Below are 12567 nucleotides of genomic sequence, written 5' to 3'. Positions count from 1 at the left end.
CTATCGGGAGCAAGCCCCCTCCCACATTGACCGTCAGTCTTCCTGCGGGGGATTCAACTGGGCGCGCCGATTCTCCTGGAACCAGTGCAGGGCAATCAGGAACAACGTCGGCACCCCCAGCAGGCAGGTGATCATGAAGAAGCTGTGATAGCCGAACTTCTCCACCATCACCCCGAATACCCGCCGATCAGGCGCGGCAGCAACAGCATGATCGAGCTGAGCAGCGCGTATTGGGTGGCGGAGAACTTGAGGTTGGTCAGGCTCGACAGGTAGGCGACAAAGGCAGAGGTGGCCAGGCCCGAGCTGAAGTTATCCAGGGAAATAGTGACGATCAGCATCTGCAGGTCGGGGCCCATGTCGGCGAGCATCACGAACAACAGGTTGGTGCCGGCCGAGGCCACGCCGCCGATGAACAGGATCGGCAGAATCCCGAACCGCACGATCAACAGGCCGCCCATGCCGGCGCCGAGCAGGGTCATGATCAGGCCGAAGATCTTGCTGACCCCGGCAATCTGGTCCTTGGTAAAACCCTGGTCGATATAGAAAACGTTGGCCATCACGCCCATGACGGTATCGGACATGCGATAGGTGGCGATCAACCCGAGCAGCAGCAACGCCTGCCAGCGGTAGCGCAGGATAAAGTCGTTGACCGGCGTCAGCACCGGCGCCAGGCCACGGCGGCCCATGGCCGAGAGGCACAGGGCGGTGAGCAGGATATAAAGGATGGCCCGCAGGAAGGCACGGTCTTCCATCAGCAGTTCCCACAGGCTCACGCCCTGGAACAGCACGCTGGCGAAATCCGTGTTGTACAACTGGGTAAACATGGCAGGCACCGACACCAGCAACACGATCAGCACGAACACTGACGCCAACTGATGCACGAAGCTATAGCGCCCGGCCTGCAGCTGGGTGCGCAGCGGCACGTTGGGTTCGCGCATCAACAGGGTGGTGAGCAGGGCCGGAACCATCAACACGCCGAACAGCACATAGGTGCCGGTCCAGGCCGAGTGCTTATAGTTGAAACCGGTGGAGCCGAAGCCTTCGGCAAAGAACAGCGCACCGGCCGTGGCCAGCAGGGCGGCGATGCGATAACCGGACATATAGCTGGCGGCCAGGGCGGCCTGGCGGCTGTCGTCGGCGATTTCCAGGCGGTAGGCATCGACGGCGATGTCCTGGGTGGCCGAGGCGAAGGCCACGACGACGGCAATGGCGATCAACCAGGACAAGTGTTTTTGCGGGTCACAAAAGCCCATGCCGATCAATCCGAGGATCACCAGCGACTGGGCGAGCACCAGCCAGGAACGCCGGCGCCCGAGTTTACCGAGCAATGGCAGGCGCCATTGGTCGAGCAGCGGCGACCAGACCCATTTGAAGGCGTAGGCCAGCCCGATCAGGCTTGCATAACCGATGGTCTCACGGGCAACACCCGCTTCACGCAGCCACACGGAAAGCGTCGAGAACACCAACATATAAGGCATGCCGGCAGCGAAACCGAGCAACAACAGCACTAACGTCGAGGGGCTGGCATAGGCGGCGAGCGCGGCGCGCCAGGTTTTACGGGGCATGGGCTGGAGTCTGCCTCAGATTTGCGGAAACAAAGCGCGCACTCTAACCGCTGTGCTCTACCGGGCGCCAGCCATGGCGCTGAATATCAACGCGATTGTTCAGGATGCTGACACCTTCGCTGCGTAAACGCGCACGTTGCTCGTCACCTGAGGCGCTGCCCACCGGCAGACTTATCCGACCACCGGCACCCAGCACCCGATGCCAGGGCAGTCGGGTGTCTGCGGGAAGCTGGCTCAGGGTTCGCCCGACCCAGCGTGCGGCGCGCCCCAACCCGGCCAGGTGCGCCAACTCGCCGTAGCTTACGACGCAACCTGTCGGCACTTGCGCCAAGGTCAGGTACAGCGCGGTGCGGCGTATGTCGGCGGGGCTTTGCGGGGTGTCGGCAGGTTCATTCACTGTGGGGCTATCCGTTGAGAACGTCGGTGTTTTTGTAAGAAACGTCTGTAAACTTGGTGTCGCGTATTGAACTCAATATAAATAGTTGAGTCAGTTCAGGCTATCTCACACGATAGCGTCTTCCTTTCGCCAACCCCGAGCCCCGTATCTGCTTATGTTGTCCAGAACCCTGCTGTGCCTCGCTGTCCTCAGTGCTTCCACGCCCTTGCTCGCCGATACCGTCTGGTTGAAGAACGGTGACCGCCTGACCGGCAAGATCAAAGTCTTCGACGGCGGCAAGTTGCTGATCCAAACCAGCTACGGGGGCGCCATCCCGGTGGATTGGAAGCAGGTGAAAACCCTGGAGAGCGACCAGGAGTTGCTGGTCAAGCAGGACGCCTATGCCGGTGAAAAGGCCAAGTCCCTCAAACCGGCGGAGGATGGCAAAGTCGTGCTGGCCAATGGCGAAGCGCCCAAGACCGTGGACCTGGCCAGTATTCAGCAGATCCTCAAGCCCAAGCCTGTGATCGAAGACCTGGTGTGGAAGGGCAACATCGACCTGGCGCTGGACTACAAGCGTGCCGACAAAGACACCAACGACTACGACGTCGACTTCAAGACCTCGGCCCGTCACGGCCAGTGGCGCCATACCGGCAAGGGCGAATACAACCGCGAATTCCAGGACGACGTCACCACCACCGATAACTGGGCCCTGGAATACGATCTGGACCGCTTCATCACCGAGCATTGGTTCTGGCAGGGCCGCCTGACCTACAAGCGCGACAAGGTTGAAGACCTGGCGCGCCAACGCACCGTCGGTACCGGCCCGGGCTATCAGTTCTGGGACGATGAACTGGGCGCGTTCTCCCTCGGCTCGCTGATCAACCGCACCGATTACGAATACGCCGATGGCGGCAAGGACAACTTCTATTCCCTGGCCATGAAGTGGAACTACAACCGCTACCTGGTGGGCAAGACCGTGGAATTCTTCACCAACGGCGAACTGGGCAAGCCGATCGACGGTCCGGCCGAGTATGCCCTGGATGCCGAAATGGGCCTGCGCTACAAGGTCACCGAATGGGCCTCGCTCAATCTCAAGGCCGAGCGCGACGTCATCAGCGGCGACTCCGACAGCAGCTTGAGCAAGACCCGCTACACCGCAGGGTTTGGCGTGGCCTGGTAACGCGGCATCGAGCACCCTGGCAACCTGCGCGGATATTGATTACCTTGTGTTGAGATCCATTCCCATATGCCATGGGCGGCGAAACAACCCAGGAGTCATACATTGAGCGCGCACGTTGCCAGGAACGCCCGAGAGCTGTTGCTCAAGGAATACCGTGGGGCCTTGGCCACACAGTCCAAAGCCATGCCCGGTTTTCCCTTCGGTTCGGTCGTGCCGTACTGCCTCGACGAGCAGGGCCGGCCGCTGATCCTGATCAGCCGCATCGCCCAGCACACCCACAACCTGCAGAACGACCCCAAGTGTTCGTTGCTGGTGGGTGAGCGCGAAGCCGACGATGTGCAGGCCGTCGGGCGCCTGACCTACCTGGGCCAAGCCGAGAAGCTGGAAGACGCCGCCGCCATCGACGCCGCTGCCGAGCGCTACTACCGCTACTTCCCGGACTCGGCCAACTACCACAAGGCCCACGATTTCGATTTCTGGGTGCTCCAGCCAGTGCGCCACCGATATATCGGCGGGTTTGGCGCGATCCACTGGGTCGACCACCTGACCTTGGCCAATCCGTTCGCGGGCAACGCCGAACGCAGCATGATCGAACACATGAACAGCGATCACGCCAAGGCTATCGCCCACTACGTCGACCTTGCCGGTTTACCGACGACCGAGCCTGCGCAACTGGCCGGCATCGACAGCGAAGGCATGCACCTGCGTATCGGTCAGGCCCTGCACTGGCTGCCGTTTGGCGAACCTTGCAACACGCCGACACAAGTACGCGAAGCCTTGGTTTCATTGGCTCACGCCGAATCCTGGCCGAAAAAATCAGACGTTAGTGCTTGAATTCACGAAAAGGCGACGTCATCTAAGGTGAACTAGCAAGGCATTCTTGCGTTGAGGAACCATTTGATGCGCCCTTTTTTGTTGCTTTTTCTATTGTTCCCGGTGCTGGAGCTGTTCGTATTCGTTCAAGTCAGCGGTGCGATTGGATTCTTCCCGGCTCTGCTGCTGATCATTCTCGGCTCGATGCTCGGCGTGCTGGTGCTGCGCGTCGCCGGGCTGGCGACGGCACTGCGTGCCCGTGAAAGCCTGAACCGCGGCGAGCTGCCCGCCCAGACCATGCTCGAAGGCCTGATGATGGCCCTGGCCGGTGGCCTGTTGATCCTGCCGGGTTTCATCAGCGACGTGGTGGGCCTGGTCATGCTGCTGCCGGTCACACGCAAATTGCTGGCCGGCAAGATGCGCCAGCGTGCCGAAGAAGCGGCCCTGCGCCAGCGTGCTTTTGCCGACGACCTGCAACCCCGTGGCGGCCCGGCCCCGCGCCAGCCCTTGGGGCGTGAAGGCGATGTGATCGAAGGCGAATTCGAACACCGCGACAACAAATAACTGCTTCACCGGCACGGCACCTTCGGGTGCCGTGTTGCATTCATCCTTGAGTCAATCCAAAAAAATTTCCTGCGCTGGCCCTTGTAATAAGCCTGGACGCCCTTATGTAACGGTCACCGCAAGGTTTCTGGTGGTGACACTAGACAGACTTCCGCGGTTCGCCCAGCGAGCCGCGACCGGCACCGCCGGAATTTAACCCGCCGGAATTGATACCGGCCGATGAAAAACACAATTAGGAGAGATCGACAATGAAGCTTCGTCCTCTGCATGACCGCGTCGTCATCCGTCGCAGTGAAGAAGAAAAGAAAACCGCCGGCGGGATCGTCCTGCCAGGTTCGGCTGCTGAAAAAGCCAACCACGGTGTGATTCTTGCTGCAGGTCCAGGCAAGGCTCTGGAAAACGGTGAAGTACGTGCGCTGGCCGTGAAAGTGGGTGACAAGGTTGTTTTCGGCCCTTACTCCGGCAGCAACACTGTGAAAATCGACGGCGAAGACTTGCTGGTAATGGCTGAGAACGAAATTCTCGCCGTACTGGAAGACTGATTTCCCCGCTCATTTTCCCGTTTACTCCAAAGTATTTAAGGAATATCGATCATGGCTGCTAAAGAAGTTAAATTCGGCGACTCCGCCCGCAAGAAAATGCTCACCGGTGTCAACGTCCTGGCTGACGCAGTAAAAGCGACCCTGGGCCCGAAAGGCCGTAACGTGATCATCGAGAAGAGCTTCGGCGCTCCGACCATCACCAAGGACGGCGTTTCCGTCGCCAAAGAAATCGAACTGGAAGACCGTTTCGAGAACATGGGCGCGCAGCTGGTCAAAGACGTTGCCTCCCGTGCCAACGATGACGCCGGTGACGGCACCACCACCGCGACCGTACTGGCTCAGGCCATCGTCAACGAAGGCTACAAGGCCGTCGCTGCCGGCATGAACCCGATGGACCTCAAGCGCGGTATCGACAAGGCGACCATCGCCATCGTTGCCGAGCTGAAAAACCTGTCCAAGCCATGCGCTGACACCAAGGCAATCGCTCAGGTAGGCACCATCTCCGCCAACTCCGACAGCTCCATCGGCGACATCATTGCCGAAGCCATGGAAAAAGTCGGCAAAGAAGGCGTGATCACCGTTGAAGAAGGCTCGGGCCTGGAAAACGAACTGTCGGTTGTAGAAGGCATGCAGTTCGACCGTGGCTACCTGTCCCCATACTTCGTCAACAAGCCAGACACCATGGTTGCCGAGCTGGACAGCCCGCTGATCCTGCTGGTCGACAAAAAGATCTCCAACATCCGCGAAATGCTGCCAGTGCTGGAAGCCGTTGCCAAAGCCGGCCGCCCATTGCTGATCGTTTCCGAAGATGTTGAGGGCGAAGCCCTGGCGACTCTGGTTGTGAACAACATGCGTGGCATCGTCAAGGTTGCAGCCGTCAAGGCTCCAGGCTTCGGCGACCGTCGCAAGGCCATGCTGCAGGACATCGCCGTATTGACCGGCGGTACCGTTATCTCCGAAGAGATCGGCCTGAGCCTGGAAAGCGCCACCCTGGAAAACCTGGGTAGCGCCAAGCGCGTGACCATCTCCAAGGAAAACACCATCATCGTTGACGGTGCTGGCGTTGAAGGTGACATCGAGTCGCGTATCGCTCAGATCCGCGCTCAAGTAGCCGAAACTTCCTCGGACTACGACCGTGAAAAACTGCAAGAGCGTCTGGCCAAGCTGTCCGGCGGCGTTGCAGTGATCAAGGTTGGCGCCGGTTCCGAAGTCGAAATGAAAGAGAAGAAGGCCCGCGTTGAAGACGCCCTGCACGCAACCCGTGCAGCCGTTGAAGAAGGCGTGGTACCTGGCGGTGGCGTTGCGCTGATCCGTGCTCTGGAAGCCCTGACCAACCTGACCGGCGACAACGCTGACCAGAACGTCGGTATCGCTGTACTGCGTCGTGCCGTTGAAGCACCGCTGCGTCAGATCGCTGCCAACTCCGGCGACGAGCCAAGCGTTGTGGTCAACGAAGTCAAGAACGGCAAAGGTAACTACGGTTACAACGCTGCGACTGGCGTCTACGGCGACATGATCGAAATGGGCATCCTGGACCCAACCAAGGTGACGCGTTCCGCGCTGCAAGCGGCAGCCTCCATCGGTGGCCTGATCCTGACCACCGAAGCTGCAATCGCCGACAAGCCTAAGGCTGAAGGCGCTGGCGGCGGCGGTATGCCAGACATGGGCGGCATGGGTGGTATGGGCGGCATGATGTAAGCCAGCCTTACCCGGCTAGTTAAAAAACCCCGCCTGCAGCGATGCAGGCGGGGTTTTTTTATGGGTGTTGCGCAAGCCGTCAACGGGACGTGGCGGGCTTCGATGGCCGGTACAACAGTAGGCAATACATGCCCAGGCAGATCAGCCAGCAGAAAATCGCCGTCCACACGTTGTGGGAAAAAAAGTGCGCCCCTTGCAACATGCGGCTGACGGAAAACATGCTGCCCAAGCCCACCGCGAAGATAAACGCGTTGCGCGCCATGCGTGGCCGGCGATCGCGCAGGGCAAAAAACCAGGCGAACAAGGCAAACCCGGTTGCCGCATGCCCGCCGGGCCAGCAGCGACCGGGTTTGTCGGTAGGCGGGCGAGGGCTAAGCAGTTCGCTGTAAATTTCCTGGCCACCGAATTCCTTGAGGCTCCAGGGGCACTGCACGGCGGTAATGGTCTTCAACGGCGCCACGAAAGCCGTCGCCATTGCCAGGGATAGCACCAGGCAGACCAGTTCGCGGCGGTAGGGCTTGAGTCGCCGCAGGATGAAACTGCCGACCAGCCCGAGAATCGCCAGTACCGAAAACAGGATCACCAGTTGCTTGGCGCGATCATGCAGGATGTCTTCGAGGAAGAAGCTATAGCGGCCGATGAAGCCGCCTTGCTCGGCATCGTAGAAGCGTTTGGCCAGGTCCATGTCCAGCGAGGTCAGCTGCAGAAGCAGCAAGACCAATGCGGCGCCGACGGGGAGGCCCAGACACAGCCAAAAATTAAGCGGTTTAGAAACGGGTAGGGAGGCGGGGGGCTTCATGACGGACCTTGGTAAAAAACGTCCCGTACTCACCCGCACGGGACGTTTTGATTAGCGTGTGCTCAGGGCTGGGGCCTCTTCCTTGGGCGCTCTCCAACTCAGCAGTTGTTGCTTGTAGTCGTAGCTGGCGGCTTGGTAATAGGTGATCGCCCGCTGGATTAACGGGTCGTCGCTGCCGACGCGCAGTTCCTGGCTGTCCCCCAGCGCCTGGTCATGACGACGCAGGCCTTTGCGCGGGCTGAGAATCGCCAGGTTCGTGCCGTCAAACAGGCCCAGGTGCTGGTAGTTGCCGACCACCACGCGCGGTGGCAGCGGGTTGTCTTGCAACAGGTTGCGGCCGAAGAACGTCGATTCGTAGCTCAGGTTGATCAAGCCCAGCAGCGTCGGCGCCAGGTCGATCTGGCTGGCCAGTTGCGCGGTTTCCCGGGCGTCGATCAGCTTCGGTGCATAGATGAACAGGGGGATCTGGTAGTTGGTGATGGGCAAGTCTTCCTTGCCTGCACTGCCGGCGGTGTGGTCGGCGACGAACACGAAGATCGTGTTATCGAACCAGGGCTTCTGACGCGCGGCGTCGAGGAACTGGCCGATGGCGTAGTCGGTGTATTTCACCGCGCCGTCACGGCCCTTGCCGGATTTGATATCGATACGCCCGTCCGGGTAGGTGTAGGGACGGTGGTTGGAGGTGGTCATCAACTGCAGCAAGAACGGCTGCTGCTTGGCGTAGTCGGCATCGGCCAGATTCAGGGTTTGTTTGTACAGGTCCTCGTCGGCCATGCCCCAGGCGTTTTTAAACGAGATTTGCGCTTCGGGCACACTGCTCTGGTCGACGACGCGATAGCCATTGCCGCTGAAAAACGCATTCATGTTGTCGAAGTAACCGCGCCCGCCGTAGACGAACACGCTGTCGTAGCCAATGGCGGAAAGCTGCTGCCCCAGGCTGGCGAAACCGCTTTCGCGGCCGATGCGCTTGACGATAGAGCGCCCAGGCGTAGGAGGGACTGCCAGGGTGATGGCTTCCAGGCCACGGTCGGTACGCGTACCGGTGGCATAGAAGTTATTGAAGTACAGGCTCTGTTGGCGCAGCGCATCGAGGTTAGGCGTGAGGTGGCGCTCGTCGCCGTTGCTGCCCATGTATTTGGCGCTGAAACTTTCGATGGTGACCAACACGATATTGGGTTTGCGCAGCGTTCCGGGGTTGGTGATGGCGCGGCGGATATCCAGGGGGTCCTGGTCGATGAAACGGGCGTTGGGCTCACTGAGTTCGGCGCGCAATTGCTTGGCGACGACATCGGTTGGCAGGCTTTTGTAGAACTGCGTGTAGTCCAGCTCGTTGTTACGGAACGCGGCAAAGAACTGATAGGGGCCATTGCTGGCCAGTTCGTTGTTGTAGGCGTTGCCACCTTGGGTGCGCGGGCTGTCCTGGCTGATCAATTGCAGGCTGAGGCCGGCGACCACCAGTAAGGCCACGGCATTCACCAACCGGCCACGCAGCGCCGGCAGGGGCGCGGCCATCGCGGCGTTGAAGGGCTTGCGCAGGGCCACGCTGAGGATCAGCGCGAGCATCGCCAGCAGGCTGAGCAGCTTGCCGATCGGGTAGGACTCCAGCAGGTTGTTCAACACCTCGTCGGAATACACCAGGTAATCAACGGCGATAAAGTTGAAGCGCACGCCGAATTCATCCCAGAACAGCCATTCGGCCACCGACGTGAACAGCATCGCGAACAGGCTCACTGTGAGCAGCGCTTGCAAAAACCAGCGATGACCGCGGCGGCGCCACAGCGCCGGCGGGCACAGCAACAGGTACAGCCCCAGCGGTAACGCCGCGTAGGCCAGGAAGCCGAGGTCGTAGAGCAGACCCACGCCGAACACCGGCAGCAGGTTACCGCCGACTTCATCCAGGTGAGTGATGAGCAGCACGCTGCGGGTCAACAGGAAAACAACCAGCCAGGCGCCGGTTATCAACAGCAGATAGCGCACAGGCGCAGTTTTGGGGAGCCCCATGTCAAATTTCCTTTTATCAATGGCGGCGATCTTTGCGCTGACACTGTAGTCAGTTTGTGAAGCTATAGTGAAAAACTCGTTTGGCTGCCCAATCAGTTGAAAACCTTTATCGACGGGCCTCGCCGCTCTATCCCTGAGCCGCACTTGGCCTTAAGCTGCGCGAGCCAACACGGCCGTTACCGCGTACGGAGACACTGCCCATGCGAATTTTATTGGTTGAAGACAACCGCGATATTCTGGCCAACCTGGCCGATTACCTGGGGCTCAAAGGCTACACAGTGGACTGTGCGCAGGACGGTTTGTCGGGCCTGCACCTGGCCGCCACCGAGCATTACGACTTGATCGTGCTCGACATCATGCTGCCCGGCATCGATGGCTACACCCTGTGCAAACGCCTGCGCGAAGATGCACGCCGCGACACGCCGGTGATCATGCTCACCGCCCGCGACCAGTTGGATGATCGGCTGCAGGGCTTCAAATCCGGGGCCGATGACTACCTGCTCAAGCCGTTCGCCTTGTCCGAACTGGCCGCGCGCATCGAAGCGGTGCTGCGCCGGGCCCAGGGTGGCGGGCGACGTGTGTTGCAAGTGGGCGACCTGCATTACGACCTCGACACCCTGGAGGTCACGCGCGAAGGGCGCATGCTCAAGCTCAACCCGGTCGGCCTGAAGCTGCTGGCGGTGTTGATGCAGAAAAGCCCGCATGTATTGCGTCGGGAAATCCTCGAAGAAGCCTTGTGGGGCGATGATTGCCCGGACAGCGACAGCCTGCGCAGCCACGTCCACCAATTGCGCCAAGTGATCGACAAACCTTTCGCCAAGCCGCTGCTGCAAACGGTGCACGGTGTGGGTTATCGCCTCGCCGAGGGCCGTGATGGAGTTTAAGCAAAGCCTTGCCCAGCGGATCATCATCGCCTTTGCCTTGATGAGCGCGTTGGTGGCGGGGGCTTTCGCCATGGGCATCGTCGCGACGGTGCACCTGGTGGAAGAGAAGTTGATTTCGGCGGGCCTGGGTGGCGATCTGCAACGGCTGCTGTTGATGGACAGCATGGAAGACTGGCGACACCGGCCGGAGCCTGACCAGTTGTTTTATTTCAGCGGCGGCCCCGGCGATTTCGAGCTGCCCAAGGACCTGCGGCATCTGGACCCAGGCTTTCATGAAGTGTTTCGCGAGTCGCTGTCGTACCACGCCATGGTCGAAGTGATCGATGGCCGACGTTATGTGCTGCTGCAGGACCAAAGCGATTTCGAAGAGCGCGAGCGCGTCCTGTTTGCCGTGGTGTTGGTGGGCTTCGTGCTCAGCCTGGCGTTGGCGGTGTTTCTCGGCTGGGTGCTGGCACGCAAGGTGATGGCGCCGGTGGTACGGCTGGCGCGCCAGGTGCGCCATCGCGACCAGTTGCTCGGGCTTGCGCCGCCTCTGGCACCGGATTATGCCGCCGACGAAGTCGGCGAGTTAGCGGTGGCGTTCGATGCCACCCTGGGTCGCTTGCGCCAGGCGCTGTCTCGCGAACAGTTGTTTACCAGCGATGTGAGCCATGAGTTGCGCACACCCTTGATGGTGCTGGCCAGTTCCTGCGAGCTGCTGCTGGAGAATCCGGCAATCGATCAACGGGGGCGTAACCAGGTCCAGCGAATCGCCCGGGCCTGTGAAGAAATGCGCGAGTTGGTGCAGACCTTCCTGATGCTCGCCCGTGCCCAGCATGACGATGCCGCCATGTCGGCGCAGGTCAACCTGACACAGGTGGCTGAGGACCTGATCGGGATCTGGCGCGGGCCCATCGAGCAAAAGGGCCTTGAACTGATCTACTGCCCAGGCAATCCGCTGGACACACGCTACAACACGACCTTCCTGCATGCGGTGATGGGCAATCTGTTGCGCAATGCACTGCATTACACCGAGCAAGGGTTTATCCGCCTCACTCTCGAGCCGAGCGGGTTTGTGGTGGAGGATACCGGTGTGGGCATTCCTGAAGACAAGCGTGAGGCGATGTTCGAGCCGTTTGTACGGGGCAGCGAGAAGCGCGGCGAGGGGCTGGGGTTGGGCTTGTCGCTGGTGCAGCGTATCTGTGAGAACCAAGGCTGGAGCGTGACGCTGAGCACCATGGAGCCCAATGGTTGCCGTTTTCATGTCGAATTGGATCAAGTCAAAACCTGACCGCTCAGTCTGTCACTTTGCTGCTGCACGACGCCGGTTTTTCAGCGAAGATGGCCCGATGCTACTGAATGTTTCTGTAAAGTCTTGAAATGTATGCAATTGGACAGGACAAGTTTTTCACAACGAGTTGACTTGTTGATCACAGTTCGCTGCTTAGGGTTGTAGGCATCAGTAATTGGAGATGTAAGATGCCTTCGCCGATCAAGTTAGAGTTTTCTGAAAAGTACGACGATAACCACGCTCACCGCTATTTGCTCAAGCATCAGGACAACCTGGCCCGCCGGTGGTCCCACAAACGCGACGAGCAGCTGGCGCGCGCGGCGCTGGCCATGGCCGGTGAGCCCGGCCTGGTGTTAGACCTGCCGTGTGGTGCAGGGCGATTCTGGCCGTTGCTGGCCGAGAAACCCAACCGCGTAATTATCGGGGCCGACAATTCGGCCTCGATGTTGAAGGTCGCCACGGTGGCCCAACCGCCGGAAGTGGTGAAACGGGTACGTCCTTTGCAGACATCTGCCTTTGATATCGATCTGCCAGATAATTCGGTCGACAGTATTTTCTGCATGCGCTTGATGCACCACATCGGTGACCCAGCGCACAGGATGACAATACTGCGGGAGTTTCAACGTGTTACCCGTGACAGCGTGATTATCTCGCTGTGGGTGGATGGCAATTTCAAGGCTTGGAAGCGTAAGCGCGCCGAAGTGCGTCGTCGTAAGAAAGGTGAGCAGGAAGGTTACCAAAACCGGTTTGTGTTACCGGCTGCTACTGTCGAGGCAGAATTCGAGCAGGCCGGTTTCCGGGTCCAGGAATCCCTGGACTTCATGCCGCTCTACGCCATGTGGCGAGTCTATGTATTGCGTAAGAGGTAACAG

At 59.9% G+C, this 12567-nt stretch carries 11 protein-coding genes and 1 pseudogene; 8 read left to right on the top strand and 4 right to left on the bottom strand.

All coding sequences use genetic code 11. The annotated features are described in order from the left end of the window. Positions 1 to 33: 33 nt before the first annotated feature. Positions 34 to 1565 (bottom strand): annotated as a pseudogene (locus tag C4J92_RS21285) (AmpG family muropeptide MFS transporter). 43 nt (positions 1566 to 1608) lie between these two features. Then, complete coding sequence (locus C4J92_RS21280; protein ID WP_124405180.1) at positions 1609 to 1962, bottom strand: MGMT family protein; 354 nt, start codon at positions 1960 to 1962, stop codon at positions 1609 to 1611. A gap of 154 nt (positions 1963 to 2116) precedes the next feature. Between C4J92_RS21280 and C4J92_RS21275 the strand changes: the two genes are divergently transcribed. The 5 genes from C4J92_RS21275 to groL all read left to right on the top strand — a co-directional run bounded on the left by C4J92_RS21275 (position 2117) and on the right by groL (position 6741). Beyond that, positions 2117 to 3124: a DUF481 domain-containing protein gene (locus C4J92_RS21275; protein WP_124368221.1), complete on the top strand. Its 1008-nt coding sequence runs from the start codon at positions 2117 to 2119 to the stop codon at positions 3122 to 3124. A gap of 102 nt (positions 3125 to 3226) precedes the next feature. After that, the gene (locus C4J92_RS21270; protein WP_124405179.1) at positions 3227 to 3958 is read left to right on the top strand and encodes a HugZ family protein; all 732 of its coding nucleotides are present in this window, start codon (positions 3227 to 3229) and stop codon (positions 3956 to 3958) included. 66 nt (positions 3959 to 4024) lie between these two features. After that, the gene (locus C4J92_RS21265; protein WP_124364241.1) at positions 4025 to 4501 is read left to right on the top strand and encodes an FxsA family protein; all 477 of its coding nucleotides are present in this window, start codon (positions 4025 to 4027) and stop codon (positions 4499 to 4501) included. Positions 4502 to 4749: 248 nt separating this feature from the next. Continuing rightward, on the top strand, positions 4750 to 5043 hold the full coding sequence (locus C4J92_RS21260) for a co-chaperone GroES (protein ID WP_124364240.1): 294 nt from the start codon (positions 4750 to 4752) through the stop codon (positions 5041 to 5043). Positions 5044 to 5094: 51 nt separating this feature from the next. After that, positions 5095 to 6741, top strand: a complete 1647-nt coding sequence (groL, locus tag C4J92_RS21255; RefSeq protein WP_065887544.1) for a chaperonin GroEL — start codon at positions 5095 to 5097, stop codon at positions 6739 to 6741. A 79-nt stretch (positions 6742 to 6820) separates the two neighbouring features. On the opposite strand, the gene C4J92_RS21250 is transcribed toward groL, so the two are convergent. Continuing rightward, positions 6821 to 7540: a phosphatase PAP2 family protein gene (locus C4J92_RS21250; protein WP_124405178.1), complete on the bottom strand. Its 720-nt coding sequence runs from the start codon at positions 7538 to 7540 to the stop codon at positions 6821 to 6823. 51 nt (positions 7541 to 7591) lie between these two features. Continuing rightward, positions 7592 to 9541, bottom strand: coding sequence for an LTA synthase family protein (locus C4J92_RS21245; RefSeq protein ID WP_124371735.1), 1950 nt, complete (start codon positions 9539 to 9541; stop codon positions 7592 to 7594). 200 nt (positions 9542 to 9741) lie between these two features. Between C4J92_RS21245 and colR the strand changes: the two genes are divergently transcribed. The 3 genes from colR to C4J92_RS21230 all read left to right on the top strand — a co-directional run bounded on the left by colR (position 9742) and on the right by C4J92_RS21230 (position 12564). Beyond that, complete coding sequence (gene colR / locus C4J92_RS21240) at positions 9742 to 10425, top strand: two-component system response regulator ColR (RefSeq protein ID WP_124364237.1); 684 nt, start codon at positions 9742 to 9744, stop codon at positions 10423 to 10425. Continuing rightward, the gene (locus C4J92_RS21235) at positions 10415 to 11695 is read left to right on the top strand and encodes a HAMP domain-containing sensor histidine kinase (protein WP_124364236.1); all 1281 of its coding nucleotides are present in this window, start codon (positions 10415 to 10417) and stop codon (positions 11693 to 11695) included. Before colR ends, C4J92_RS21235 begins: the two co-directional genes overlap by 11 nt. 188 nt (positions 11696 to 11883) lie before the next feature. Next, positions 11884 to 12564 carry a class I SAM-dependent methyltransferase gene (locus tag C4J92_RS21230; protein WP_124368215.1) on the top strand — a complete coding sequence of 227 codons (681 nt, stop codon included), beginning with the start codon at positions 11884 to 11886 and terminating at the stop codon, positions 12562 to 12564. The last annotated feature ends 3 nt before the right edge of the window (positions 12565 to 12567 follow it).

Origin of the sequence: Pseudomonas sp. R3-18-08, assembly GCF_003852065.1 — a bacterium.
Lineage (GTDB): Bacteria > Pseudomonadota > Gammaproteobacteria > Pseudomonadales > Pseudomonadaceae > Aquipseudomonas.
The sequence above is the reverse complement of the archived record's forward strand: the minus strand, read 5'-3'. Positions and strand labels throughout refer to the sequence as shown.